17 protein-coding genes are annotated in these 26,287 nt (G+C 73.7%); 10 read left to right on the top strand and 7 right to left on the bottom strand.

All coding sequences use genetic code 11. The annotated features are described in order from the left end of the window. Window positions 1-46 precede the first annotated feature (46 nt). Window positions 47-298 (bottom strand): hypothetical protein, encoded by a 252-nt coding sequence (locus CP984_RS35335; RefSeq protein ID WP_125520974.1) that lies wholly within the window; start codon window positions 296-298, stop codon window positions 47-49. A gap of 587 nt (window positions 299-885) precedes the next feature. On the opposite strand from CP984_RS35335, the gene CP984_RS35340 reads away from it, so the two are divergent. From CP984_RS35340 to CP984_RS35360, 5 genes are all read left to right on the top strand, one after another. Further along, entirely contained in the window at window positions 886-2,403 is a 1,518-nt protein-coding gene (locus tag CP984_RS35340; protein ID WP_003982041.1) for a cytochrome P450, read from the top strand. A gap of 16 nt (window positions 2,404-2,419) precedes the next feature. Then, window positions 2,420-3,607, top strand: coding sequence for a terpene synthase family protein (locus CP984_RS35345; RefSeq protein WP_125530634.1), 1,188 nt, complete (start codon window positions 2,420-2,422; stop codon window positions 3,605-3,607). Window positions 3,608-3,757: 150 nt separating this feature from the next. Next, window positions 3,758-5,134 carry a protoporphyrinogen/coproporphyrinogen oxidase gene (locus CP984_RS35350; protein WP_003982043.1) on the top strand — a complete coding sequence of 459 codons (1,377 nt, stop codon included), beginning with the start codon at window positions 3,758-3,760 and terminating at the stop codon, window positions 5,132-5,134. Window positions 5,135-5,396: 262 nt separating this feature from the next. Further along, complete coding sequence (locus CP984_RS35355; RefSeq protein ID WP_003982044.1) at window positions 5,397-8,327, top strand: ATP-binding protein; 2,931 nt, start codon at window positions 5,397-5,399, stop codon at window positions 8,325-8,327. Between the two features lie 42 nt (window positions 8,328-8,369). Continuing rightward, window positions 8,370-8,870, top strand: coding sequence for a hypothetical protein (locus CP984_RS35360; protein ID WP_003982045.1), 501 nt, complete (start codon window positions 8,370-8,372; stop codon window positions 8,868-8,870). Between the two features lie 98 nt (window positions 8,871-8,968). On the opposite strand, the gene CP984_RS35365 is transcribed toward CP984_RS35360, so the two are convergent. Together CP984_RS35365 and CP984_RS35370 are read right to left on the bottom strand one after the other, a co-directional pair. Beyond that, window positions 8,969-10,966 carry an N-acetylmuramoyl-L-alanine amidase gene (locus CP984_RS35365; RefSeq protein ID WP_030181549.1) on the bottom strand — a complete coding sequence of 666 codons (1,998 nt, stop codon included), beginning with the start codon at window positions 10,964-10,966 and terminating at the stop codon, window positions 8,969-8,971. Window positions 10,967-11,223: 257 nt separating this feature from the next. After that, window positions 11,224-12,357, bottom strand: coding sequence for an aminoglycoside phosphotransferase family protein (locus CP984_RS35370; RefSeq protein ID WP_030181548.1), 1,134 nt, complete (start codon window positions 12,355-12,357; stop codon window positions 11,224-11,226). 259 nt (window positions 12,358-12,616) lie between these two features. On the opposite strand from CP984_RS35370, the gene CP984_RS35375 reads away from it, so the two are divergent. Continuing rightward, window positions 12,617-14,125, top strand: coding sequence for a DNA-binding protein NsdB (locus tag CP984_RS35375; protein ID WP_003987064.1), 1,509 nt, complete (start codon window positions 12,617-12,619; stop codon window positions 14,123-14,125). 175 nt (window positions 14,126-14,300) lie between these two features. On the opposite strand, the gene CP984_RS35380 is transcribed toward CP984_RS35375, so the two are convergent. After that, the gene (locus CP984_RS35380) at window positions 14,301-15,761 is read right to left on the bottom strand and encodes a PP2C family protein-serine/threonine phosphatase (protein ID WP_003987065.1); all 1,461 of its coding nucleotides are present in this window, start codon (window positions 15,759-15,761) and stop codon (window positions 14,301-14,303) included. Between the two features lie 323 nt (window positions 15,762-16,084). Here CP984_RS35380 and CP984_RS35385 point away from each other — a divergent pair, with 323 nt between their 5' ends. The 3 genes from CP984_RS35385 to CP984_RS35395 all read left to right on the top strand — a co-directional run bounded on the left by CP984_RS35385 (window position 16,085) and on the right by CP984_RS35395 (window position 20,033). Continuing rightward, entirely contained in the window at window positions 16,085-17,509 is a 1,425-nt protein-coding gene (locus CP984_RS35385; RefSeq protein ID WP_030181543.1) for a hypothetical protein, read from the top strand. Window positions 17,510-17,610: 101 nt separating this feature from the next. Next, entirely contained in the window at window positions 17,611-18,738 is a 1,128-nt protein-coding gene (locus CP984_RS35390; protein ID WP_030181540.1) for a glycosyltransferase family 4 protein, read from the top strand. After that, window positions 18,735-20,033 (top strand): glycosyltransferase, encoded by a 1,299-nt coding sequence (locus CP984_RS35395; protein ID WP_078575382.1) that lies wholly within the window; start codon window positions 18,735-18,737, stop codon window positions 20,031-20,033. The genes CP984_RS35390 and CP984_RS35395 overlap by 4 nt, the downstream gene beginning before the upstream one ends. Here CP984_RS35395 and CP984_RS35400 read toward each other — a convergent pair. From CP984_RS35400 to CP984_RS35410, 3 genes are read right to left on the bottom strand one after another with little or no spacing between them, the layout of a single operon-like run. Beyond that, entirely contained in the window at window positions 19,930-20,988 is a 1,059-nt protein-coding gene (locus CP984_RS35400; RefSeq protein ID WP_003985626.1) for a bile acid:sodium symporter family protein, read from the bottom strand. The genes CP984_RS35395 and CP984_RS35400 overlap by 104 nt on opposite strands. Beyond that, window positions 20,981-21,427 carry a hypothetical protein gene (locus CP984_RS35405; protein WP_003985625.1) on the bottom strand — a complete coding sequence of 149 codons (447 nt, stop codon included), beginning with the start codon at window positions 21,425-21,427 and terminating at the stop codon, window positions 20,981-20,983. Before CP984_RS35405 ends, CP984_RS35400 begins: the two co-directional genes overlap by 8 nt. 14 nt (window positions 21,428-21,441) lie before the next feature. After that, on the bottom strand, window positions 21,442-22,305 hold the full coding sequence (locus CP984_RS35410) for an isocitrate lyase/PEP mutase family protein (protein WP_003985624.1): 864 nt from the start codon (window positions 22,303-22,305) through the stop codon (window positions 21,442-21,444). Between the two features lie 335 nt (window positions 22,306-22,640). Here CP984_RS35410 and CP984_RS35415 point away from each other — a divergent pair, with 335 nt between their 5' ends. Next, window positions 22,641-26,267, top strand: coding sequence for a hydantoinase B/oxoprolinase family protein (locus tag CP984_RS35415; protein WP_003985623.1), 3,627 nt, complete (start codon window positions 22,641-22,643; stop codon window positions 26,265-26,267). Window positions 26,268-26,287: the final 20 nt, after the last annotated feature.

Raw genomic sequence — 26,287 nt, forward strand, 5'->3', positions numbered from 1 at the left:
GGGCGGCGGCGTCGGGGCCCTGGCGGTCAGGCTGCGCTGGCCGCCTTCAGCACCGCCGGGGCCCCGCGCCGCATTCGGCTTCGCCGTGCTGCTGCGACCACAACGTCGCCTTGATCCGGTCCAGTTCCGCGCCGAGCCGGTCCAGCAGGTCCGCGGAGAGTTCCGGGCGGAAGTATTCCCTTTCGCATTCCGGTGCGGCCTGCGGCCGGTCGGACGCGGGGGAGTCGGGGATGCCAACGGGCTTGAAGAAGCGCCGGCCGATGCGTCGTACCGGCTGTTCCACAGGAGAGTCAGGCATACATTGCGGAACGAATAGGCCGGACACAAGGGGACGGGTACCGGGTGCGAATGAACTCAAGAAGAGGTGGAGGGTACGAAGAGGCGGTGATCGGAAAGGTGGAAAAATCAGCCCGGTTCCGCGGGCCGTTCCCGCGGCGCGGCGCGGGGCGCCGGTGAGCTCCCGCGGACGCCGCCGGGCGGGTCCTGCCGGGGGCGCCCGCCGGTACACGGACCGGTGTCACCGGGACGGGGGCCTATACCACCGGCACCCGCCACGCGTCACCACGGCACCGAGCGGCGAGTTTGCCGGGGACGGGTCCGGCCCGCCACCTCCTTCGCGCGAACGGTTGTCCGCCCCAGGGCGCTCACCTCGGAGGCAAATCGTTACTGCCGCCATGGGAGCGGCTCCGGCGCACGGCGGACCGTTTCAGCGTATGCGCACCGGTGAGCTGAATCCCGCTCCGACGCGCCCCCTCAAGAAGGTGTGACCACGGGACCTCCAGGGTGGCCCGGGTAGGTAATGGTCCGATTCACCTACCTGTCCGTTCCGGTATCCGGACGCCGTTCCGCGGTGGCCGGAACCCCGGCCCGACGAGGGGATTCCCGATGGGTATACGTGGTGCGGCGGGCGTCCGCGCGGCCCGCGGTCCCGCCCCGCACAGCTGGACCGTGTCGACGGCACCCGGCGGCGTACCGCTGCTGGGACACGCGCTCCCGCTGTGGCGGCGCCCGCTGGACTTCCTCGCCTCGCTGCCCGCGCACGGCGACCTGGTCGCGATCCGCCTCGGACCGCAGCGCGTGTGGCTCGCCTGCGACCCGGCGCTGGTGCAGCAGATCCTCATGGACCCGCGCACGTACGACAAGGGCGGTCCGCTCTACGACACCATGCGCATGGTGCTCGGCAACGGGCTGGTCACCTGCACCCAGGACGTGCACCGCAGGCAGCGCCGGCTGGCCCAGCCCTGCTTCCGCCCGTCCCGGATCGCCGACTACGCGCAGGTGATGAGCGCCGAGATCGACGCCGCCGTCGGAAAGTGGCGGCCCGGACAGACGCTGGACGTCACCGACGCGATGATGGACCTCTCGGCCCGGGTCACCACCGGCGTGCTGATGTCCACGTCCCTCGACCCGGGCCTCGCCGCCGAGGTACGCGCCTGCCTGTCGACCGTCATGCGCGGCGTCCTGCTGCGCGCGGTCGTCCCGCTCGGCCCGCTCTACAGACTCCCCACGCCCGGCAACCGCCGCTTCGACCGGGCTCTCGCCCGGCTGCACCACATCATCGACGGGATCATCGCCGAACGCCGCGGCAGCACCGCCCGGCACGGCGACCTGCTCGACACCCTCCTGGGAGCCACGGACGACGCCCCCGGACCGGACGGCCGCGCCGTACCCGAAGGCCTTGCCCAGGACTGCCCCCACGCCACCGCCGCGCCCACCCCCCAGGAGGCACCCCACGATCAGGAACCGCTCACCGACCAAGAGGCGCACGACCAGTTGATGACCTTCCTCGTGGCCGGCATCGAGACCACCGCGCTGGCCCTCGCCTGGACGCTCCACCTCCTGGCGGCCCACCCCGAGGAAGAACGCCGGCTGCACGCCGAGGTGGACTCCGTGCTCGCCGGCCGGCCGCCCGCGCCGGACGATCTGCCCCGGCTCGGCCACGCCCGGCGCGTGGTCACCGAAGCCCTGCGCATGTACCCGCCGGGCTGGGCCCTGACCCGGGTGACCACCACCGAGACCACGCTGGCCGGCCACCGGCTGGCACCGGGAAGCACCGTCCTGTACAGCGCGTACGTGCTCCACCAGGACCCGGTGGCCTTCCCCGACCCCCAGCGTTTCGACCCCGACCGATGGTTGCCGGAACGGGCAGGGGGCGTTCCGGGCGGTGCGATGCTCCCGTTCGCCGCCGGCAACCGCAAGTGCATCGGCGACCACTTCGCGATGACCGAAGCCGTGCTCGTCCTTGCCGCCATCGCCGCGCGCTGGCGCCTGCGCCCGCCGTCCCCCAGGACCGTACGACCGGTCCCGGCGGCCGTGCTGAGCCCGGGCCCGCTGCCCATGGTCTGCGCCTCACGCCGCGGACCGGACGGCCCAGCGCCGGCCGTGCCATCTGAAGCACCGTGATCATGGAGAGAGAACCATGCAGGCAACAGGCTACGGCGTCCCCGAATCCGAGCTACCGGCCGACCGCTGGGGTCACGACCCGTTAACGGGCGCCGGCCCGGGGCGTGACGCGGACGACGCCATGGCGGTGCGCGCCACCGTCGTCATCCCCCAGCTGTACTGCCCCATCCCGGCGGCGCCGCACCACGAGACCGCCGGCATCGAGCGGCGCGTCGTGGAGTGGATGGCGCGGTTCGGCTTCTGCGACAACGACTTCCACCATGCCCAGGTCCTGGCCAACCGCACGGCCGAGTGGGCGTGCCGGATCGCCCCCGACGGCAGCAGCCGGCTGCTGCAGATCGGCGCCGACTGGTCCTGCCTGGGCCTGCTGCTGGACGACGTCTATCTGGACGGCGGGCTCTTCAGCCGGCACCCGGAACGTTTCCTCCCGATGGCCGTCCAGGTCATCCACGGTGCCGACCACCCCGAGACCACCGACGGCGGCAAGGCCGACCCCTACACCGTGGCGTTCGGCGAGGTCTCGTACCGCTACCGGCGGCACGCCACCGGCACGGTCGTACGGCGGTGGGTCGACGGCGTTGCCGAATGGTTTCTCGCCGCGTGCGTCGGCATGGGCCAGCGGGCGTCGGGCACCGTGCCGAGCCTGGAGGAGTACTTCGTCATCGGCCCGCGGGACCGCGGCACCAAGGCGTCCATCGCCGTCATCGAGATGGCGGAGGGCACCTCGCTGCCCAGCGAGGAGTCGGAGACACCCCGAATACGAGCGCTGACCCAGGTCGCGTCCGCCCTGGTCACCTTCGCCAACGACGTCTACTCCTACCACCGCGAGGTCAAGGAGCAGTCGCTGGAGTCGAACCTCGTCGGCATCCTGGAACACGAACTGCGCGTGCCGCCCCAGGAGGCCATGACCCGGGCGGCGGCGCTGCACGACCGGCTGATGTGCCTCTATCTCGCGCTGCGGGAGCGGATCGCCCGGCGGGCCACCCCCGAGGTGCGCTGCTACCTCGGCCAGCTCGACCACTTCATCCGCGGCAACCTGGACTACAGCGCCGTCAGTCCCCGCTACCGGGACGACCCGGGCGCCGCCCCCGACCCGGCGCCCGCCTTCGGCGTCTGGGCGGACTCGCCCAGTGATGGGAGTCTCGAACCGCTGCCGCTGCGCACGGTGGCGTGGTGGTGGGACCAGCTGAGCCCCGCGGCGTGAGGCGGCGGTGACGCCACCCCGCCCGCGGTTACCGAGGGGCCCGTTCCCGGCGGGCCCCTCGGCCTCTCGCTCTTGTCGCAACGTTCCGGTACCGGCGCCGGGGCGCCCCGTGGCAGCCCGGCCCGGCACCGGCAGGAAGGGTGAACCAGTGTGAGTGCACAGCCCCGTGTCGTCGTGGTGGGCGGCGGTATCGCCGGCCTGTCCGCGGCCTTCCGGCTCCAGGAGGCCGGCTGCGACGCCGTCGTCCTGGAGAGTGCCGGGCCGGAGATGATCGGCGGCCGGATGGCCACCGTCGAGGTCTCCGGATTCGCCGTCAACCGGGCGGCGACCATCCTCATCCACAGTTACCGCGAACTGATACGCCTGATCGCCGCGGCCGGCCTGGCGGGCGAGGTCGTGCCCGGCTCGGACCTCTTCGGGCTGGTACGCGACGGGCAGGTCCGCCGGGTGCGCCTGGGATCGCGCCGCCAGCTGGCCACCGGCGGCCTGCTGACCAGCTTCCCCCTCGGCGACGTGGGCAAGCTGCTGCGCGACTACCGGCGGATGCGCCCGCTGCTGACCCCGCACGACATGTCGCCGATGGCCGCCGCCGACTTCGAGTCCGTGACCCAGTACGCCACCCGCCGCGGCCTGCGGCCCGAGACGCTGGAGTACCTGCTCGACCCGCTCGTCTCGGGGCTCTGCCTGGGCGAGCCCGAAGAGGTCTCCGCCGCGATGCCGTTCGTCTTCATCGACGTGATCCTGTGCGGCGGCGGCTTCTTCACGTCCAAGGAGGGCGTCGGCTTCCTGCCCAAAGGGCTGGCCCGGCAGCTGACCGTCGAGTACCGCGCCCACGTCACCTCGGTCGAGGACCGCGGGGACGAGGTGGCCGTCACCTGGCAGCGGCCGGGCGAGCCGGAGCGCATCGAGACGGCGGCGGCCTGCGTACTGGCCGTGCCGCCACCGCAAGTACCGCCGCTGTACGCGCAACTCACGCACGACCAGCGGGAGTTCCTGGACGACGCGCCGTACGCCCGCAGCATCCACGTCGCCTTCGGGCTCGACCGGCCCACGCGGGAGCGGGCGATGCTGGTGCAGGCGTCCCGCGTAGAACACCACGACCTCTGCGCGTTCGTCCTGGAGCACAACCTCTCCCCGCAGCGTGTGCCGGACGGGACCGGGCTGGTGATGACGCATCTGCGCGGCGCGTGGTCGGACCGTAACTGGGACCTGGGGGACGACAAGGTGGTGGACCACGTCCTGGCGGGCGTCCGGCGGCTGGGGGTCCTGCCCGAGCTGGAGCGCCACACCACGATGACGCACGTCTGGCGCGTCTCGCCGTGCCTGATCGGCCGGCGGCCGGGCGACTACCGCGCCATCGCACGGTTCGCGGCCGGATTCGACCCCCGCGGCCGCGTCCAGCTCGCCGGCGGCGACCACCTGGGGCACTCGACCACCAACAGCAGTGTCTGCTCGGGCGAGCGGGCCGCCCGCAACCTGCTAGCCCGGCTGCGCGGCGAAGGAGCGCTCGCGCCGGTGCACCACTGATGCGCACCCCGGCGGCGCAACTGCCCGCTCTCGCAACCGATTCACCCGTAAGAGTGGCTGCTTACGGGTGGATCGGGCGCGCCGGAACGGCTATTCACGGGCGCGCGTAGCACGCTCCGGCCCGCGGCGCGCGACAAGTCACTCATCCTGGTTACCGCGGGTCCGTATGGGCGTACGCTCTGCGCTATCGCAGGCAGAGTGCGGCCGGACGGGCCCGCACTCGCGGCGGGCGGGAGACGCAGCGCGGCGAACGGATTCGGTCATGAATCACGGCTGGGAACACGTACGCGACGTACGGCGGGAGTTGCTCGAACGCAACACCGAACTGGACGCGCTGGAACGGGCGTTGTCCCGGCTCCGCGGCACCGCCGGCGGCCCGGTGGCCGCCCAGCGCGGCGGCCTGCTCTCCTTCGCCGGATCCGCCGGGATGGGCAAGACCGCGCTGCTCGCCGAGGTACGCGCCCGCGCCGCGGCCCACGGCTGCACCGTGCTCTCCGCACGCGGCAACGAGCAGGAACACGGCATGGCCTTCCACGTCGTACGCCAGCTCGTGCAGCCGGTCCTGGCCGGATACGACGAGGCCACCTGCCGCACCGTCCTGGGCAGCTGGTACGACATCGTCGCCCCGGCCCTCGGCCTGGTGGCCGACGCGGGCGGCAGCTCACCCGACCCCACCGGCGTACGCGACGGCCTGGACTGGCTGGTGACCCGCCTGGCCGTACAGCAGGCCCCCACCGTACTGGTGATGGACGACGCGCAGTGGGCCGACCAGGAGTCGCTGAGCTGGCTGACCGCCTTCGCGCCACGCGCCGAGGACCTGCCGATGCTCGTGGTGGTCGCCTACCGGCCCGACGAACTGCCGCGCAGCGCCGCCGCCTTCCGCAAGCCCGCCGAACGCCACGCCTCCCGGCCCTACGTCCTCACCCCGCTCACCTGCGACGCGGTCAGCAGCATCATCCGCGACGCGGTGGGCGACGAGGCCGAGGAGAAGTTCTGCACCGAATGCTGGGCGGTCACCGACGGCAACCCCTTCGAAGCCGTGGAACTCGCCGCCGGACTGCGCGAGCGCGGCCTCAAGGGCTGCCGGGACGACCTGCCGGCGCTGCGCGAACTGGGCTCGGCCGTCAAGGGCAAGGGCCTGGTCGAGCGGCTGGACCGGCTCGGCGGCGCCGCCGTCCGCCTCGCCTGGGCCGTCGCCGTCCTGGGCACCTCGGCCACCCCCGAGGTCACCGCCGGAGTCGCCGCGCTCGGCAGCGAGTCCGGGGTGGACGTCGTCGCCCAGCTGCGCGAGGCGCGCATCCTGGCGCCCGACGAGGGCCCGGACGGCATCCTGCAGTTCGCCCACCCGCTCATCGCCACCGCCGTCCACCGGGCGATCCCGACAGCACTGCGCGTCGGCATGCACAACGTCGCCGCCGAAGCCGTGGTGGAAGCCGGGCTCGGGCCGACGGTCGCCGCGCGGCACCTGCTGGAGGTGCCCTGCGAGGGCGACGACTGGGTCGTCCAGCGGCTGCGCCAGGCCGCGCAGGAATACGTACGCGCCGGAGCCCCCGACGCCGCCCGCCGCTTCCTGACCCGCGCCCTGCGCGAACCGCCCTCGCCCGAGGACCGCGCCGCCGTCCTGTTCGAACTGGGCGCCGCCACCTTCCTCGCCGCGCCCGAGGTCACCGTCAACTACCTGCGCGAAGCGCTGGCCGAACCGGACGTCGAGCCCGAGCTGCGCGAGGCCATCACCTACCGGCTGGCCCAGGCCCTCGCCCACACCGACCAGGTGGCCGAGGCCGCGGCGGTGGCCGCCGAGGAAGCCCGGCGCACCAGCCTCCCCGCCACCCGGCTGCGCATGCAGGCCGAGAACTTCGTATGGAGCGCCTTCCGGGCCGACGAACCGGACTCCGCTGCCCGCTCCCGCAGGCTGGCCCGGCTCGCCGACCACCTGACCGGCGACGGCCCCGCCGAGCGCTACATCCTCGGCCTGCGCGCCTGGGACTGCGTGGTGCACGGCGAGCCCGCCGCCACCGCCCTGCGCTACGCCGAAGACGCCCTGGTCGGCGGGCTGAGCTGGACGGAGGACAACCGCGGCTTCGAGGTCCCGGTCGCCGTCGCCATGACGTTCATGTACTGCGACCAGCCAGGCCGCGCCGAGGAACTGTTCACCCGCGGCATGGCCGAGTGCGAACGCAAGGGCTGGCGCGGCGCCCACCTGGCCTTCGGCCACGCCCTGCTCGGCTACATCCGCTACCGCCGCGGCGCGCTCGTCGAGGCCGAGGCGCTGGTCCGCGAAGGGCTGCGGATCGCCGAGCGGGTCGGCGGCGCGGTACCCGCCCAGTGGTACGCCATCGGCATCCTCATCGAGATCCTGCTCGCCCGCGGCCGCATCGAAGAGGCCCAGGAGATCGCCGACCACTTCGGCTACGGCGAAGTGGTGCCCAACGCCGTGGTCTACCCCGACTCCCGTACGGTCTACAGCGAACTGCTGCTGGCCCGCGGCCTGCACCGGCACGCCGAACACCACCTCAAGGCGGTCGGCAGGCGCCTGGACGCCCGCGGCATGCGCAACCCCGCCTGGTGCCCCTGGCAGCTGCTCCTCGCCCGCGCCACCGCGCTCACCGACAGCCCGCACGCCATCGAGCTGGCCGAGGAAGGCGTACGCCGCGCCCGCAGGTTCGGCACCGCCACGGCGATCGGCGAGGCGCTGCACTGCGCCGCCAACGTGATCGGCGGCGGCCGGGCCCTGAAACTGCTCGCCGAGGCCGTACGGGAACTGGAGCACTCGCCCGCCGGGTACGCACTCGCCGAAGCCCTGGTCGACCACGGCGCCGCCCTGCGCCGGGCCGGCCTGCCGCAGGACGCCGCCGAGCGCCTGTACCGCGGGCTGGAGGGCGCCGTCCACTGCGGCGCCGACGCGCTGGCGGAGCGCGCCCGCGACGAACTGTCCGCGGCCGGCCTGCGCCCGCTGCAGCTCCACAGCACCGGCACCGACGCGCTCACCTCCCAGGAGCGGGTGGCCGCCGAACGGCTCGCCCTGGGCTGGGACACCGGCCGTATCGCCGAGGAGCTGGCCACCCCGGAGACGGTCGTCACCCGCCTGCTGTCCAGCGTCTGCCGCAAGATGGGCACGGACTACGCGGGGCTGCCGCGGCTCCTGGAGACGGCCGACCCGGCCACCGTGCCGGACGGGCCGCCGCGGCGTTGACGCCGGGCCCGCCGGCCCCCGGCGGCCACGTACGATGGCGGTATGTCCTTCCTCCGCCGCCGCAGCGCAGCCACGCCCGCCGGGCCTGACTTCGACGTCCTCGCCATGGACCCCGGGGACTGGCCCGGCAACCTCGGGGCCGGGCTGCTGCCCGCCCCCGACGGCAGCTGCCAGGGGGTCTTCCTGCGCTACGACCTGTTCGGCGGGCGCGGCCCCGCGATGATCATCGGCAATCTCCCGGAGGGCTCACCGGCCCGCGACCTCGCGGACGACCAGGTCCCCTTCGAGGTGGCCCAGCTGCTCGCCGCCCTCGGCAACGACGAGCCGGTCACCGTCGTCGAGACCGAGGACACCCCGGTCATGCACGACGACAACCTGCTGATCGTCAAGCGCATCAAGTGCTCCGAGGGCCGCATCTCCTGCGCCCAGTTCGACCGCAGCGACGGCGTCCTGGTCACCATCGCCAGCTGGGACCGCCCGATCACGGACGACCTCTACGCCCTGCTGAAGCCGCTGCCGGCGGAGATGTTCCAGCAGGGGTGAGCCGTCCGGCGCACCGGTTCCCGGCACGGCGCCCGGCTGACGTCCCGCTGTACGCCGCCCTGTCCTGAAGGGCGGCGTACCTCGCGCCACCACCCCCGTTACCCGTCCGAGGACCGCACCTCCACATCCGCCGCCCGCACATACCCCACCCGGTGCCCCACCTGGATCTCGTAGTACACGTCCTTGCCGCGGACGACCGCGTGCTTGGACACGTCGTACGTCGGGGCGTAGAAGTACTCGCCGCGCACCCGGTTGCCGACCGCGTAGCGCTGGCCCGCCAGGAGTTTGTACGGGAGCGGGGTGACGGCCTGTACGGGGACGCCTGCCGGGTAGGCGGCCTGTTCGGGGTAGGCGCGGCCGTAGACCGGGATGTCCGTCCGGCCGGCCTTCGGGGTGATCACCAAGCCCTTCGCGTCGACCGCGGTGGGCTGTTTCGCCGGGTTGTGGAACCACGCCTTCTGGCCGAGGTACCAGATGGCGGTCCACTCGCCGCGGCGCTCCGCGACCGCGTACCGCTGGCCGGTGGTGGCGCGGGCGCCGGTGTCGTTCACGCCGGTCGTCGAGGGGCCGCCGTCCGGCCGCAGGCCGATGTCCTGGACCAGCGGCGCGCTCTCGCTCGGCCCGGTGTGCAGGCGGACCGCCGTGGAGCCGTGCGGCGCGCACGGCTGGCCCGGCTTGACGCAGTCCGTGTAGACGGGCCGGTGGCGGTCGTAGTCGGGACGGATGGTGACCAGGCCGCCCCGGGGGCCCGCCGTACGGACGAACGGGCTGCCCAGCAGCCGGAAGTAGTGCGCCCAGTCCCAGTACGGACCGGGGTCGGTGTGCATGCCCTTGATGGTGGCCGGTGTCGTGCCGGGCACGTTGTCGTGGCCGATGATGTGCTGGCGGTCCAGCGGCAGGCCGTACTTGTGCGCCAGATAGCGCACCAGCCGCGCCGAGGCCCGGTACATCGCCTCGGTGTACCAGGCGTCCGGAGCCGCGAGGAAACCTTCGTGCTCGATCCCTACGGAGTGCGCGTTCACATACCAGTTCCCCGCGTGCCAGGCGACGTCCTTCGTCGGCACATGCTGGGCGATCAGCCCGTCCGCCGACCGGATCGTGTAGTGCCACGACACATACGTCGGGTCCTTGATGAGCTTCAGCGTCGTCTCCCACGACCCCTCGGTGTCATGGATGACGATGGCGTCCACCCGCTGGTCCCGCGGGCGGTCCGCCTTGTCGTGGTTGCCGTAGTCACCGTCGCCGAACTCCTCGTACGGCGCCGGTACGGACACGCAGGAGACCGTGTACGGGCATTCGAGCCGGGACCCGGCGGGCGCGGCGGGGGACCGCAGCCCCAGGCGCCCGAGCTGCGCCCGGTCGGCCGTCAGCCCGGGGGAAGCGGGCAGCGTCACCCGCTGGCCCGAGTCGGTCGTACGGGACTGGCCCTGCCGCAGGACGTCGTACACGTCGTCCGCGAAACCGGCCGCGGTACGGGCGTCGTCCGCGCCCGAATAGCGCGCCACGGAGCCGTACCACCGCGCCGGGTCGGCGGAGAGCGGGCCGAGACGGCGCTGCTCCGCGGCCAGCAGCGCCGCGCCGCCGCGGATGTTCGCCGCCGGATCGCGGCGCAGCCGCTCGGCGGGCAGCCCCGTCAGCCGCGCCGCCCGGTCCAGGGTCCGCAGCCGGGCCGGGAGCGCGGCGGGGGCGGGCAACTGGGCGCGCACCCGCTTGCGGGCCCGGGAATCGTCGCCGCGCGGGTCCTCGTCACCCTCGCCGTGGTGCGGCCGTTCGGCGAGCGCCGTACGGGCGTCGGTCAGGTGCATCGGGCCGTAGCCGCCGGAGACGCTGGGCGCGCCGCCGTGCCCGTCCCAGCGCGACTCCAGGTAGGAGACGGCCAGCAGTACGTTCTGCGGTACGCCGTACTGCGCGGCGGCGTCGGCGAAGGCCCGCTGGAGGGCGTCGGCGGCGGGCTGTGCCGTCGCGGCGCGCGGCTGCCCGGCCGTGCCGGACGGCGCTGCGGAGACCAGGGGCACCAGCAAGGCCGCCGCCGCGACGGCGGTGGCGGCCCTGCGCGCTCTGGAGCGGTGGGTTCTCTTCTCGTCGGATCCTCGCAATGCAGCCTCCTGGGGCCGACCGGGCGAGCCGGGGCGTCTGGCGGATGGTGTGCATACGGTGCGCGTACGGGCGTGCGCGGGAGGGGACCCGAATACAGCTATCGCCTGGCCGACGATCCGTCAATCACCGTGGACCCCACGGGTTTCGCATGTCAGCGCGTGTGCCGCAACCCCGTACGAGCGGACGCGGCGGAGCCCGCACACACGTGAGCGGCACGCCCGGTGCGGCGTGCCGCTCACATACCCCCCTTGACGGATCAGCGGGTGCCGACCGCCGCCCGTACCGCGCGCCGTGCCATCTGGCAGTCGTCGTGCAGCCGGCGCAGCAGCAGCCGCTGCTCCTCACCCGCCGCCAGCGCACCGGGGTGTCCCGGCCCCGGCGTGCCCGTCGGCGTGGGCTCGCGCATCGTGCGCTGCACGGCGGTCTCGTAACGCCGTATTTCGCGGGTGAGCACCAGCATCAGATTCACCAGGAAGGCGTCCCGCGCGGCCGGCCCGGCGGCCTGCGCGAGCTGGCTGATCTGGCGGCGCGCCACGGGGGCGTCACCGAGCACCGACCACAGGGTGGCGAGGTCGTAGCCCGGCAGGTACCAGCCGGCGTGGTCCCAGTCGAGCAGCACCGGCCCGGCGGGGGACAGCAGGACGTTGTTCAGCAGCGCGTCACCGTGGCAGAACTGGCCCTGGGTGTGGGACAGGCCGTGCAGCAGCTTCTGCAGGTCGCCCAGGTCCCGGTCGGTCAGCAGGCCGAGACCGTGGAAGTGCGCGATGCGCTTGCCGTACTCCAGCGGCATGTCGAACATCCCGGCCGGCGGCCGCCAGAGGTTGACCCGGCAGATCGCGCCGAGCGCGGCCCGGACGTCCGCGCGGGGTGGTGCTTCGGTGGGATGCCGTTGGATGCAGGCGATCCGGCCGGGCATCCGCTCGACGACCAGAGTGCAGTTGTCCGGGTCCGCGGCGATGAGCCTCGGTACGCGTACCGGCGGGCGGTGGCGGACGAAGGCCCGGTAAGCAGCTATTTCGTGCCGGAACCGCTCGGTCCACGCGGGGGAGTGGTCCAGTAAACACTTGGCGACCGCGGTCGTGCGGCCGGTGGTGCCCACCAGCAGGACGGACTTGCCGCTGCGGCGGAGCACCTGGACCGGATGGAACTCGGGGCAGATGCGGTGCACGGAGGCGACCGCGGCGCGCAGCTGGGCGCCCTGGGGGCCGGACAAGTCGAGTCTCCCGCTGAGCGGTTGGGGGCCTCCCCCCTGCGTCCGCCGGTTTCTTCCGCCGGCCAGGCCGGACACCGCCCCCGGAGACTGGGAGGGATCCAGATACGGCCCGCTTCCCGGAGGCTGCGGGCGGTACGGCCGGTTCGGGGCGCTCACGGCGGACGATGCTGCGTACATGGGTGAGACTGATCCCTTCGTGCGCCGACGAGTTGCGGTGCGGCTCCCGGCCCGGATGGCCGGGCCCGAGGGCCCGGATCCGGTGTCCGCACCCTGGGGAATGCGGTACCGACACCGGGCCGGGGGCTGCACTCCTAACGGAACACGCGGGCGCGGGTGGCAGACCATCTGGCGCACCCTGGCGAACCCTGGCGAATGCTCGCAAGCGTCCGGGACGGGCCGTTACTGTCAAGCCAGTCGAGGAACCTGGGGGCTTGACGTGGACAGGGAGCCGAACACCCGTCTCGCGGACCTTTTCGGCCTGGCCGGCTGGTCCAAGGGCGAACTCGCGAGACTGGTCAACCGGCAGGCGGCCGCCATGGGGCATCCGCAGCTGGCGACCGACACCTCGCGGGTACGGCGCTGGATCGACACGGGGGAGACCCCGCGGGACCCGGTGCCCAAGGTGCTCGCCGCCCTGTTCACCGAGCGTCTCGGCCGTGTCGTAACCATCGAGGACCTAGGATTCGATCGTTCCGGGCGCGCGGGGCGGAAACAGGCCACGGACGGCCTCCCGTGGCCGCCCGAGCGGACGGCGGCGGTCCTCACGGAATTCACGGGAATGGACCTCATGCTCAACCGACGCGGCTTGGTGGGCGCGGGCGCGGCGCTCGCCGCGGGCTCCGCACTCAGCAGCGCCATGCACGACTGGCTGCACACCGACCCGGCGCTGGCAGCCGACGCCCCCCGATTCGACGACCCCTTCGCCGACCACACCATCGACCAGATCGGCTTCGACCGCTACGAGGCGGCCCCCGTGGGGTCGCAGGAGATCGACGCGCTGGAGCGCTCGGTCGAGGTCTTCCGCGCCTGGGACGCGGCCCGCGGCGGCGGGCTCCAGCGCAAGGCCGTGGTGGGCCAGCTCAACGAGGTGGGCGGCATGCTCGCCTACCGCCACCCCGATCATCTGCAGCGCAGGCTGTGGGGGGTGGCGGCGAACCTCGCCGTGCTGGCCGGCTGGATGTCCCACGACGTGGGCCTGGAGCCCACCGCCCAGAAGTACTTCGTGATCGCGGCCCACGCGGCACGAGAGGGCGGCGACCGGCCCCGCGCGGGCGAGGCGCTCTCCAGGGCGGCCCGCCAGATGGTGCACCTGGGACGTCCGGACGACGCCCTGGACCTGATGAAGCTGGCCAAGTCCGGCTCCGGCGGCGAGACCCTGCCGCGCACCCGCGCCATGCTCTACACGATCGAGGCATGGGCCCAGGCGGCCAAGGGCCAGGGCCAGGCCATGCGCCGCACGCTGGGCGAGGCGGAGGAGCTGTTCGTCTCCGACCGGGGAGACGTTCCGCCGCCGAGCTGGATGCAGATGTTCGACGAGGCGGACCTGCACGGCATGCAGGCGCTGGCCTTCCGTACGCTCGCCGAGCACGACCCGAAGGCGGCCAGGATCGCGCAGGTGCACGCCAAGCAGGCGCTGCGGCTGCGGGACGCCGGCCGGCAGCGGTCGACGATCTTCGACTACCTCTCGATGGCCTCGGCCTGCTTCATCGGCAACGACCCCGAACAGGCCGACCGCTACGCCCGGCTGGCGCTGGTGTCCATCAAGGAGAACTCCTCCCACCGCACCTGGGACCGGCTGCGCGAGATGTACCGGCTCACCAACCAGTATTCCGACTACGCCAAGATCCAGGATCTGCGGGAGGAGATCCAGCGGGTGATGCCCAGGGCCAAGGGCCAGGGGCTGGGGCCGGGACTGGGTCCGGCGGGCAAGAGCGTGCGGATCTGATGCCGGTGTGACGTCCACGGGCCGCCCGGACCCCGCGGTGCCCGTGTACGTGAACGGAACGCTCCTGAAGCGTAGTTGCCCATGCCCAGCTTGTTCATGCCCAGCCAGCTTGTTCATGCCCAGGGCCCCTGGCGGGCGTCCGGTGCCCCGTACTCCGTACGGTGCCGCCGCTCCGCTAGCCGCTCACCCTGGCGATCAGCACGCACGCGTCGTCCTCGCGCTCGGCGCCGCCGAACTCTTCCGCGATGATACGGACGCAGTCCTGCGCGTTACGGGCCGCGGCGAACCGCGGTGCCAGCGACAGGAGGCGCTCGGAGCCTTCGTGGGAGGCCAGCGGGCCGTGCGAGCGGCGCGGCACCAGTCCGTCGGTGTGCAGGACCAGCAGATCGCCGGGCGCCAGCTGTTCGCACCGCTGGGTGTAGTGGGCGCCCGTCGTGGCGCCGAGCAGCACGCCCTCCGGCGGGCTCAGCGGGCTGCCGGTGCCGTCGCGGAACAGCAGCGGCGCCGGATGCCCGGCCTGCGCCCAGACCAGTTGGCGGGTGGCCGGGTCGAAGCGGCAGCACACCGCGCTGCCCAGGGCGGGCTGCGCGGAGCTGTCCAGCAGCTGGTTCAGATAGCCCATCAGCGGGCCCGGCTCCTGACCGGACACCGCCATACCGCGCAGCGCGCCGAGCACCATGGCCATGCCGGAGGTGGCGGTGGCGCCGTGGCCGGTGAGGTCGCCGACGCTCAACAGCGTCTTACCGTCCGGGAGTTGCAGGGCGTCGTACCAGTCGCCGCCGATCAGGGCGCTGGTGCCGGAAGGGAGGTAGCGGGCGGCCAGGTCGAGTGCGACCGGCCCGCCCTGCGGGAACCGCAGGGAGCCGCGCCACGGCGGCAGCACGGCTTCCTGCAGTTCGACCGCAAGCCGGTGTTCGGTCTGCGCCCGGTGCCGTTGGCGCTGCAGCGAGTCACGGGTCTCGCGCACCGCACGCTGGCTCCGGCGCAGCTCGCTGACGTCCCGCAGCACGGCCCACATGCATGCGGTGCTTCCGTCCGCGTCGAGCACCGGCTCGCCCACCATGTGCACCGTACGCACGCACTGGTCGGCGCGTACGATGCGGAACTCGCCGTCGATCGGCCGGCCGTCCACCAGGCAGTCCGTGACCATCGTGGTCAGCAGCTGCTGGTCCTCGGCGAAGACCAGGGAGGGCAGCTCGTCCAGGGTCAGCGGGCCCTCGGCCGGGTCCCGGCCGAAGATCCCGAACAGCTCGTCCGACCAGCTCACCCCGTCGGTGAGCAGATTCCACTCGGCGCTGCCGACCCGGCTGAGCAGCGAGCCCGGGTGGTCCGCCGGCTCGGGCGGGGCCGCGGGCAGCGGCTCCTCGTCCGGCAGGGCGTCGGGGTCGGCGGGCAGGCCCTCCCGGAGCTGGTCCAGGTGCCCGCCGAGGTCGTCGAGGTGGTGGACGGCCAGGTCGCACAGCGCCCGCTGCCAGCGCAGCCGCGGGTCCGGGTGCTCCTCGCCGTCCCCCGAAGTCTCCCGGCGTACGGCGTCCAGACCGCCGCGCAGCCGGCGGGCTTGCGTGATCAGCGCTTCGACCACGTCGCGCTCGGGGGGCTGGGCGGCTGAACGGTCCGCGAAGAGGTGGGACGGCATACGTACTCCGATATCAGGCGGCGCCGGGGCCAGGTCTGACGGAAGGGCCGGTAACGACTGTTGCACAGGCAGCGACCGCCCGTAAGGGATTTGGCATTACCCGATACGGTGGTGCACTCGGCATATGCCCCCGGCCTCCCTGGAGCAACCCTCCGCCGAATCGGCGGAATGGAGCGTTCCAGGCTAGGCTTCCGCCGCCGTAGCGCGCTCGGGCTCCACCGATCCATGGTGGGAACGACGCATACGACCCGTGGTCACCGGCAAGAATGCCGGTCAGCGGAAATCCCGTTGCCAGCCTGTCCCCCGCACCGGATGCTGACCTCATGTTCGATCCAGACATAGCGCCCAGTGGCACCCTGCTCGGCCTCCTGCAGCGAGGCCGCGGCGACGGGACCCTGCATGCCCTCGCGGCGCCGCGGGCCGAGGCGCTCGCGGCACTGAACGACAGTGTGCTGCGCGACCCCCGCCGCGACTGGCAGGTCGAGAACCGCTCCCTGTACTACGCACGCCTGTACATGCAGCTCGACGGCGGCCTCGAAGAGATCGAACGGCATCTTTTCCACCCCGACGACCTCACCGACCCCGGCGAGGAGCGCACCGGACTCGCCCTCGCCGTGCTCGGCCACCTCGCCGCGTACGGCCGGGGCGCCGCCCTCCTGCTGCTGCGCAGCTACGCCGCGGCCGGTACGAACTGGCGCTGGGCCCTGGACGAGCTGGCCCTGCGCGACGACGACGCGGGCCTGGCGACCCTCGCCCCCGCCGTCCTCGCCCGCTTCCCGCAGACCCCCGAGGGCGACGCCGAGCTGGCCGCCGCCGTCCGGGACGCCTTCGAGCCCCGCCCGTGGCGGCTGTGGGCCGACGACCCCCGCTACGGCGAGCGCATCCGCGCCGCCCAGGAGCAGGGCTGCTTCGACCGCTGGCAGCGCCAGATGCGCCCCAGCGTGCCGCGTCCCGGCTGGAGCGTCACCGAGATCCTGGACTGGGCCCAGCAGGGCCTGGAGCTGCACCCCGAGGAGTGGCGGCAGGTGCCGGCCGCGCGCTGCCTGGCGGCCGTCGCGGGCCCCGAGGACCGCCCCGAGCTGCTGCGCGCCGCGCGTACGGGACCGGACGCCGCCCGCGCCGCCGCCCTGCGCCACCTCGCCGAACGCGGCGACCCCGAGGCCCTCGATCTCATCGAGGCCGCGGCCGCCGACCCCCTCTCCAGCAGGCCGCTCGCCGAGGCCGCGGTCGCCGCCTTCGAGCGGATGCGCGCCGTGGCCGCCGTCGAGCGGGCCCGCCGGTGGGCCCCGCGCCCGGACCGCCTGGGCGCCGCCGGCGCCACGATGCTGGCCCGCCGCGGCGGGCGCGCCGACGCCGACCTGGTCCTGGCCGCGCTGCGCCGTACGGTCCGTATGGAGGGCCCGGACGCGGACGGGCTGTGGGAGCTGGTCGACGGGGCGGGCCGCCTGGGCGTGGTCTGCGCGGCGCCTGTATTGCGCCATATTTACCGCGAGACCTCCTCGTCCCACCTCCGGGGCCGCGCCGCTGCCGCGCTGGCCGTCACCGACCCTGGCTTCCCCGCGGGCTTCGCCGTCGAGTGCCTGTGGGACTGCGAGGAGACGACCAGAGAGCTGGCCGCCCGCCACGCGGCGACCGGTGACGACCGGGTCGTGGAGCAGCTGCGCCGGCTGGCCGCCGATCCGGCCGAGGAGGCCGAGGTGCAGACGGCGGTACGGGCCCGGTTCGGGCCGGACGCGCCGGCGGTCTGAGCGGGCGCCGCCCCGGCGCGCGCTCCAACGCTCATGGGACGTTCCCCGGCTGGACAGATCCACGTGGCCGGGGCCACGCCCGGCGGGCCGACAAAAGGTCCATGCGTGTTGTCATCGTCACCGAGTCCTTCCCGCCCGACGTCAACGGCGTCGCGCACTGTGCCCTGGAAACCGCCCGGTATCTGGTGCGGCGCGGCCACGACCTGCTCGTCGTCGCCCCGCTCGGGGCCGACGGGGCGCCGGACGCCGGGCGGGACGGCCCCTGCCCGGTGGTCCGGGTGCCCTCGGTGCCGCTGCCGGGCTATCCGCAGGTCCGGGTGGCGCTGCCCGGCCGCCGGCTGGCCGCCGCGCTGGACGGGCACGGCCCGGATGTCGTGCACCTGGCGAGCCCCTTCGTCCTCGGCGCGCGCGGCATGACGGCCGCCGCCCGGCGCGGCGTGCCCGTCGTCGCCGTCTACCAGACCGATCTCGCCCGCTTCGCCCGCGCCTACCTGGGCACCGGCAGCGGCGCGGCCTGGCGGCGCCTGCGGGCCGTGCACGCCGCCGCCGACCGCACCCTGGCGCCGTCCAGCTCCGCCCTGCGCGATCTCGCCGCGCACGGCGTACCCCGGCTGCGGCTGTGGCCGCGCGGGGTGGACTCCGCGCGGTTCCACCCCGCCCGGCGCGACGAGGTGCTGCGCAGTTCGCTCGCCGCCGGCCGGCAGCTCCTGGTCGGGTACGTCGGGCGGCTCGCGCCGGAGAAGGAGGTGCGCCTGCTGGCCCCGGTCTCGCGGCTGCCCGGCGTACGCACCGTGGTGATCGGGGACGGGCCCAGCGGCCCCGGCCTGCGCACCGCGCTGCCCGGGGTGCGCTTCCTCGGGCGCCGTACGGGTGACGAGCTGGCCCGCCTGATGGCCTCGCTGGACGTCTTCGTGCACACGGGCCGCCACGACACGTTCTGCCAGACCGTCCAGGAGGCGATGGCGGCCGGGGTGCCCGTCGTGGCCCCGGCCGCGGGCGGCCCGCTGGACCTCGTCGAGCACGGCCGTACGGGCCTGCTGGTGCCGCCGGGCGACGGGGAGGCGGTGCGGGACGCCGTCGGGCTGCTGGCCGGGGAGCCGGCGGCACGGGCACGGCTGGGCGCCGCGGGCCGTGCGGCGGTCGAGCACCGCACGTGGGAAGCGGTCGGCGACGAGCTGCTGGGCCACTACGAGGACGTGCTCGCGCGCCGGACGGCGGTGCCCGTATGACGGCGCGACCGGCCACGTCCGCGGCCTACGTCCCCGATCAGGCCCGCTGCACCGGCGCCGGGCTGCGCATCGTACGGCTCGCGAACTTCGTGACCCCGGAGTCGGGCGGGCTGCGCACGGCTCTGCGCGCCCTGGGCGCCGGCTACCGCGCCGCGGGCCACGAACCGGTCCTGGTCGTCCCCGGCCCCGCCGTGCGCGACGAGACCACCGACCAGGGCCGCGTGATCACCCTGCCCGGCCCGGTGCTGCCCGGGACGGGCGGCTACCGCGTACTGGCCGACCGGCGCCGCGTACGGCGCGTCCTGGAGGTGCTGGCCCCCGACCGCCTGGAGGTCTCGGACCGTACGACGCTGCGGTGGACCGGCGAGTGGGCGCGGCGGGCCCGTGTCCCGGCGGTGATGGTGTCCCACGAAAGTGTGGACGGCGTGCTGCGGGCCTGGGGTGTCCCGCGCGGACCGGCGCGCGCCGCCGCGGACCGGGTCAACCTCCGGACCGCGCACGCCTACAGCCGGGTGGTCTGCACGACGGAGTGGGCCGCGGCCGAGTTCGCCCGGCTCGGTGCGCGCAATGTCGTACGTGCCCCGCTCGGTGTCGACCTGACGTACCGTCACCCAGGGCTGCGCAGCGTGCAGTTGCGGCGCAGGTGTGCGGGCGGGGCCGGTGTGCTCCTGCTGCTGTGCTCGCGGCTGTCGCCGGAGAAGCGGCCGGGACGCGCGCTGGACGTCCTGGCGGAGCTGCGGTGGCGGGGTGTGGACGCGGCGCTGGTGGTGGCCGGGGACGGGCCGCTGCGGTCCCGTCTGGCGGCCCGCGCGCGGGTCGAGCGGCTGCCCGTGGTGTTCCTGGGGCACCTCGCCGATCCGGCCGAACTCGCCGCCCTCCAGGCCGCCGCGGACGTGGCGCTGGCGCCCGGACCGGCGGAAACGTTCGGTCTGGCGGCCCTGGAGGCCCTGGCCTGCGGCACTCCGGTCGTCGCCAGCGCCGCCTCGGCCCTCGCCAGCCTGGTCGGCCGCGGCGACACCGCTCTCGACGACGGCGCCTCGTATGCCGATGCGGTGCTGCGCGTCCTCGCCCGCCCCGAGGCGCACCGCCGGGCGGCGGCCCGGCAGCGCGCGGAAGGGTACGGATGGCAGCCCGCGGTCGCGGCCTTCCTCGCGGCGCACGACGCCGCGGCGGAGCCCGTACGGCCCCTCGTCACCCCAGTGACTCCTCCGGGCCGACCGGGCGGACCGGAAGCCGTGGGGACGGTTCCGGTACGGCCGGTGCCTCCGGCCGTCGGGCCCAGCGGGCGGCGATGACCGCGCAGACCATCAGCTGGAGCTGGTGGTAGAGCATCAGCGGCAGGATCACCGGGCCCGCCGCGCCGCCGAACAGCACCGCCGCCATGGGCAGTCCGGTGGCCAGGCTCTTGTTCGAGCCGCAGAAGACGATGGTGATCCGGTCCTCCCAGCGGAACCCCAGCCGGCGCGCGGCGTACGAGGTCGTGACGAGCGCCGTGCCCAGCAGGCCCGCCGCCAGGAGCAGCAGGACCAGCAGCCGGACGGGGGTGACCTGGTGCCAGATGCCCTGGGCCATGCCTTTGCTGAACGCGGTGTAGACGACGAGCAGGATCGAGGCGCGGTCCAGCAGACCGAGCGGTTTGCGGTGCCGGGCGAGGAAGCCGCCGACCCGGCGGCGCAGCACCTGCCCGGCCGCGAACGGCAGCAGGAGCTGGGTGGCGATGGCCGCCAGCCCGGCCGCCGAGAAGCTGAGGGCCGAGCCGATCAGCCAGGCCGCGAGCAGCGGGGTGGCGGCCATGCCGGCCAGGCTGGAGTACGTGCCGGCGCAGATGGCGGCCGGGACGTTGCCCCGGGCCGTGGAGGTCAGGGCGATCGAGGACTGGACGGTGGAGGGGACAACGCACAGGAAGAGCAGTCCCACGTACAGCCGGTCGGTGAGGAGGAACGGGACGAGAGCGTGGGCGGCCAGGCCGAGCAGCGGGAACAGGACGAAGGTGCTCGCCCCGGTCAGCAGGTGCAGCCGCCACTGCCGCAGCCCGAGCACCGCTTCCCGGGTGGACAGCCGCGCTCCGTAGAGGAAGAACAGCAGTCCGATGGCGAGGTCGGCGGCGCTGCCGGCGGCCTCGGCGCCGCGTCCGGACGCGGGCAGCACGGTGGCGAGCAGGACCGTGCCGAGGAGGGCGGCGACATACGGGTCGACCGCCCGCCGCAGCCGGTCCGCCCGCCCCGGGCGGGCTCGCGCCCCCTTACTCATCGTCACCGGTCTGCCAGGGCGGGTGCCCGACGCGAGCAGGGTCGGCGCCGGGGCCGGTCGCGTCGCGGGTCCGTACGTCGATGGCGCCGCCGCCACCGTCGTGGTCGCTGCCCGCGGTGCCCTTGCCGGCGAGCAGGGTGTTGAGCGTCCGGTCGACCTCCAGCCAGGAGTCCGCCGAGGAGTTGTCGACCACCAGTAGGCCGACGGACGTGCCGCCGCGGGGCTGCGGAGGCGGCTCGTCCTCGTCATCGTCGGGGGAGGCGCACGGCTTCTCGGGCGGGTGCGGCGGGGACTGGGCGGCCTGGGCGGCGCTGCCGCCCCACAGGACACCCGTGACCACCGCGACGGCGAGGGCCAGGGTGGACGGGCGCACGGCCCGGGACCGCTGGGCACGGTCCCGGAGCCGTCCGGCGCCGCCCCGGGAGGGGTTCGGTGCCATTCGGGAGCCTCGTCTCAGACGGGAGTCGGTTCGCGGTGCGCCCGACGCCGGCTGATGTTGCGCTCCAACAGCTCGGTGGCCGCCGCCAGTTCGACGCTGCCGGTGTGGCCCGTGTCCGGCAGCCGTCCGTCGGCCGCCTTCAGGTCGACCAGTGCGCCTTCGATGGCGCCGTGCGCGGCGAACAGGCACGGGGTGCTGTAGATCGCCACGTCCACGCCGAGTTCGGTCAGTTCGGTGAGCGAGAGGCGGGGTGATTTGCCGCCCGCGATCTGGTTGAACAGCAGGGGTTTGCCGCCCACCACGGACCGGATCTTCGCGATCCACTCCACGCTGCGCACCCCGTCCACGAGGACCACGTCCGCGTCGGTCTCGGCGAGCGCCGCCGCCCGCCGGACGATCTCCGACTCCTCCGTGGCGTCCGTACGCGCCACCACGACCAGGTCCTTGCGGCTGCTGAGCACCAGGTTGAGCTTGTCCAGGTATTCCTCCAGGGGGAGGATCAGCTTGCCTTCCGCGTGACCGCACCGGCGCGGTCTGCGCTGGTCCTCCAGGATCACTCCGGAGGCGCCGCAGCGCTCCAGGCGCTGGACCACGTGGCAGGCGACCTCGTGGTCCACATAGCCGTCGTCGATGTCCACGAGCAGATGGTGGGCCGGAAAGGCCAGGCGCAGCCGTTCCACGAACTGCACCATGTCGGGCCAGGCGATGAACCCGATGTCGGGCAGACCGTAATGGGAAGCGGCGAAGCCGAACCCCGAGACGAACATCCCGTCGTAGTGCTGTGCCGCGATGGAAGCCGAATACATGTCGTAGATGCCGATGAGCGGTGTCGTACGAGGCGATCGGACCGCCTCGCGCAAGACGCTGCCGTACTGCATGCTTCTCCCGCCTCCCGGACTCGCCGGTCGCGAGCCGTTGGGGTGTCGTGGAACCGACGGTCCCAGGAAACCAAGAGCGAGTAAAAGGAATCCGGGCAGCGGCACTCTTTCGAGGAAAAGCAGCAGGTCATGGCGCTGTTTATGGAATTAGTATGGAGTGATGGAAACACTGCTGAAGTGACGTTTCCGCGGAAAGTCAAGGGGGCGTAAAAGAGATGAGATGAATTACGCCGGAGGCTGCCGCCGGTGCCGGGCGCGCCACCGCGCCGGACCGGGCGGGCACGCGGGCGCGTGGAAATCGCCGGACCTGCCAAGTCCGCTGCCACAATGGCGGTATGACGGGACGCTGGGAGTTCTGGATCGACCGGGGCGGCACGTTCACGGATGTGGTGGGCCGGCGGCCCGACGGAAGACTGGTCACCGGCAAACTGCTCTCGCACCGCCCGGGCGAGGCCGAGGACGCCGCCGTGGCCGGCATCCGGATGATGCTGGGCCTGGCGCCCGGCGCACCGGTACCCGCCGAGCGGATCGCCGTCGTCAAGATGGGCACCACCGTGGCGACCAACGCCCTGCTGGAGCGCACGGGCGAGCCGACCGTGCTGGTGACCACCGAGGGCTTCCGGGACGCGCTGCGCATCGCCTACCAGAACCGGCCGCGGATCTTCGACCGCCGCATCGTGCTGCCCGATGCGCTGTACGAGCGGGTGATCGAGGTCCCGGAGCGGGTGGACGCGCGGGGCGCGGTGGTACGGCCGCTGGAGACGGACGCGGTACGGGCGGAGCTGGCCCGGGCGTACGCCGACGGGCTGCGGAGCGCGGCGGTGGTGCTCCTGCACGGCTACCGCCACGCGGACCACGAGAAGGCGGTGGCCGCCCTCGCCAAGGAGGCGGGCTTCACGCAGGTCAGCTGCTCCCACGAGGTCAGCCCGCTGATGAAGCTGGTGCCGCGCGGCGACACCACGGTGGTGGACGCCTATCTGTCGCCGATCCTCGGCCGGTACGTGGACGGTATCGCGCGCCAACTCCCGGGCGTGCGGCTGATGTTCATGCAGTCCAACGGCGGGCTGCGGGAGGCGGCGCACTTCCGCGGCAAGGACGCGGTGCTCTCCGGCCCCGCGGGCGGCGTGGTCGGCATGGCCCGCTCCTCCGCCGAGGCGGACGACGGCTACGACCGGGTGATCGGCTTCGACATGGGCGGCACCTCCACCGACGTGTCGCACTACGCGGGCTCCTTCGAGCGGATCTTCGGCAGCGAGGTCGCGGGCGTACGGATGCGGGCGCCCATGATGAACATCCACACCGTCGCGGCGGGCGGCGGCTCCGTCCTGCACTTCGACGGGCGGCGCTACCGGGTCGGCCCCGACTCCGCCGGTGCGGTGCCGGGGCCCGCCTGCTACCGCCGCGGCGGCCCGCTGACCGTCACGGACGCCAACGTGATGCTCGGCCGCGTCCAGCCGGCGCACTTCCCCGCGGTGTTCGGCCCGGACGGCGACCAGCCGCTGGACGCCGCGACGGTACGGGAGCGTTTCGTCCGGCTGGCCGAGGAGGCGGCCGAGGCCACCGGCGACCGGCGCGGCCCCGAGGAGGTCGCCGCCGGGTTCCTGGACATCGCCGTGCTGAACATGGCCAACGCGGTCAAGAAGATCTCCGTGCAGCGTGGTTACGACGTCACGCGCTACGTCCTCACCAGCTTCGGCGGTGCGGGCGGCCAGCACGCGTGCGCGGTCGCCGACGCGCTGGGCATCGGCACGGTCGTCGTACCGCCGCTGGCCGGGGTGCTGTCCGCGTACGGCATCGGGGTCGCCGACGCGACGGCCATGCGCGAGCAGGCCGTCGAAGTGGAGATCGACCCGGAGTCGGGCGCCACGGCCGTCGCCGAGGTGCACGGCGTGTGCGACCTGCTCGCCGGGCGGACGCGCCGCGACCTGCTCGCCGACGGCGTGCCGGAGGAGAGCATCACCACCCGGGCCCGCGTCATGCTGCGCTACGCGGGCACGGACTCCGCCCTGGCCGTGGCGCTGGACACGCCGCGGGCGATGGCCGCCGAGTTCGTCGGGGCGCACCGCGCGCGCTACGCCTTCACCATGGACAAGCCGCTGATCGCCGAGGCGGTCTCGGTCGAGGCGGTCGGCGCGCCGGGCGGCACGGCCGGGCACGAGATGCCGACGGGGGAGCGGGCCGGGGAGCTGGCGCCGGTCGCGCGCGTACAGATGTTCGCGCAGGGGCGCCGGCAGGACACCGCGCTGTACGCCCGCGACGACCTGCGTCCCGGTGACACGCTCACCGGCCCCGCGATCATCGCCGAGGACGACGCGACGACGGTCCTCGACCCGGGCTGGCAGGCGCGCGCGGGCGAGCGCGGCCATCTGCTGCTGACCCGGACCCGGCCGCGCGCGGGCGGCCCCGCGGTCGGCACCGACGCCGACCCGGTCATGCTGGAGGTCTTCAACAGCCTCTTCATGGCGATCGCCGAGCAGATGGGCGTGCGCCTGGAGAACACCGCCCACTCGGTCAACATCAAGGAGCGGCTGGACTTTTCCTGTGCCCTCTTCGATCACGAGGGCAACCTCATCGCCAACGCCCCGCACATTCCCGTGCATCTCGGGTCGATGGGGGAGTCCATCAAGGAGGTGCTCAAGCGGCGGCGCGGCACGGGCGACCTGCGGCCGGGCGATGTGTACGCGGTCAACGACCCGTACCACGGCGGTACGCACCTGCCGGACGTCACCGTCGTCACCCCCGTCTTCGACGAGGCGGGGCGGGAGCTGCTGTTCCTGGTCGCCTCGCGCGGCCACCACGCCGAGATCGGCGGCATCACCCCGGGCTCCATGCCCGCCTTCAGCCGCACCATCCAGGAGGAGGGCGTCCTCTTCGACAACTGGCTGCTGGTACGGGACGGGAAGCTGCGCGAGGAGGAGACGCGCGCCCTGCTCGCCGCCGGGCCGTACCCCTCGCGGGCCCCGGACGCCAACATCGCCGACCTGCGCGCCCAGATCGCCGCCAACGAGAAGGGCATCCGCGAGCTGCGCAAGATGATCGGCGAGTTCGGGCTCGACGTGGTGCGCGCCTACATGGGACACGTCCAGGACAACGCCGAGGAATCGGTACGCCGCATCATCGCGCGACTGGAGGACGGGGCGTACCGCTACGAGACCGACGGCGGCGCGGTGATCCAGGTTGCGCTCACCGTGGACCGCGAAGCGCGCAGCGCGGTATTGGACTTCGCCGGAACCTCGCCGCAGCTGCCCGGCAACGCGAACGCGCCCAGTTCGGTGGTGATGGCCGCGGTGCTCTACGTCTTCCGCACGCTCGTCGCCGAGGACATCCCGCTCAACAGCGGCTGCCTGAAGCCGGTGGAGGTCCGCATCCCGCCCGGCTCGATGCTGGCGCCCGAATATCCCGCGGCCACCGTCGCGGGCAACGTGGAGACCTCGCAGGCGGTCACCGGCGCGCTCTACGCCGCGCTCGGCGTCCAGGCCGAGGGCTCGGGCACGATGAACAACCTCACCTTCGGCAACGACCGGGTGCAGTACTACGAGACGGTCGCCAGCGGCTCGGGCGCGGGCGACGGCTTCGACGGCGCGGACGCCGTGCAGACCCATATGACCAACTCCCGGCTGACCGACCCCGAGGTGCTGGAGTGGCGCTATCCCGTACGGGTCGAGAGCTTCGCCGTACGGGAGGACAGCGGCGGCGACGGGCGCTGGCGCGGCGGCCGGGGCGCCGAACGCCGGCTGCGCTTCCTGGAGCCGGTGACGGTGGCGCTGCTGACCAACCACCGGCGGGTGCCGCCGTACGGCATGGCGGGCGGCGGGCCCGGCGCGACCGGCGCCAACCTGGTCCGCCGGGCGGACGGCACGGAGGAAGTGCTCCAGGGCTGCGACGTGGCGGAGATCGGCGCCGGGGACGTCCTGGTGATCCGGACGCCGGGGGGCGGGGGCTACGGGGAGCCCGGGACGTAGCTCTCCGGCTCCCCGCCCGG

It is taken from the genome of Streptomyces rimosus (genome assembly GCF_008704655.1).
In the GTDB taxonomy this organism is placed as follows: domain Bacteria; phylum Actinomycetota; class Actinomycetes; order Streptomycetales; family Streptomycetaceae; genus Streptomyces; species Streptomyces rimosus.

What these genes read in the sequence shown, in the direction of transcription:
- CP984_RS35395 (WP_078575382.1), top strand. Translation starts at nt 18,735, where the DNA reads ATGACGGCGCGACCGGCCACGTCCGCGGCCTACGTCCCCGATCAGGCC.
- CP984_RS35410 (WP_003985624.1), bottom strand. Translation starts at nt 22,305, where the DNA reads ATGCAGTACGGCAGCGTCTTGCGCGAGGCGGTCCGATCGCCTCGTACG.
- CP984_RS35340 (WP_003982041.1), top strand. Translation starts at nt 886, where the DNA reads ATGGGTATACGTGGTGCGGCGGGCGTCCGCGCGGCCCGCGGTCCCGCC.
- CP984_RS35370 (WP_030181548.1), bottom strand. Translation starts at nt 12,357, where the DNA reads ATGTACGCAGCATCGTCCGCCGTGAGCGCCCCGAACCGGCCGTACCGC.
- CP984_RS35360 (WP_003982045.1), top strand. Translation starts at nt 8,370, where the DNA reads ATGTCCTTCCTCCGCCGCCGCAGCGCAGCCACGCCCGCCGGGCCTGAC.
- CP984_RS35345 (WP_125530634.1), top strand. Translation starts at nt 2,420, where the DNA reads ATGCAGGCAACAGGCTACGGCGTCCCCGAATCCGAGCTACCGGCCGAC.
- CP984_RS35380 (WP_003987065.1), bottom strand. Translation starts at nt 15,761, where the DNA reads ATGCCGTCCCACCTCTTCGCGGACCGTTCAGCCGCCCAGCCCCCCGAG.
- CP984_RS35355 (WP_003982044.1), top strand. Translation starts at nt 5,397, where the DNA reads ATGAATCACGGCTGGGAACACGTACGCGACGTACGGCGGGAGTTGCTC.
- CP984_RS35385 (WP_030181543.1), top strand. Translation starts at nt 16,085, where the DNA reads ATGTTCGATCCAGACATAGCGCCCAGTGGCACCCTGCTCGGCCTCCTG.
- CP984_RS35415 (WP_003985623.1), top strand. Translation starts at nt 22,641, where the DNA reads ATGACGGGACGCTGGGAGTTCTGGATCGACCGGGGCGGCACGTTCACG.
- CP984_RS35335 (WP_125520974.1), bottom strand. Translation starts at nt 298, where the DNA reads ATGCCTGACTCTCCTGTGGAACAGCCGGTACGACGCATCGGCCGGCGC.
- CP984_RS35400 (WP_003985626.1), bottom strand. Translation starts at nt 20,988, where the DNA reads ATGAGTAAGGGGGCGCGAGCCCGCCCGGGGCGGGCGGACCGGCTGCGG.
- CP984_RS35405 (WP_003985625.1), bottom strand. Translation starts at nt 21,427, where the DNA reads ATGGCACCGAACCCCTCCCGGGGCGGCGCCGGACGGCTCCGGGACCGT.
- CP984_RS35390 (WP_030181540.1), top strand. Translation starts at nt 17,611, where the DNA reads ATGCGTGTTGTCATCGTCACCGAGTCCTTCCCGCCCGACGTCAACGGC.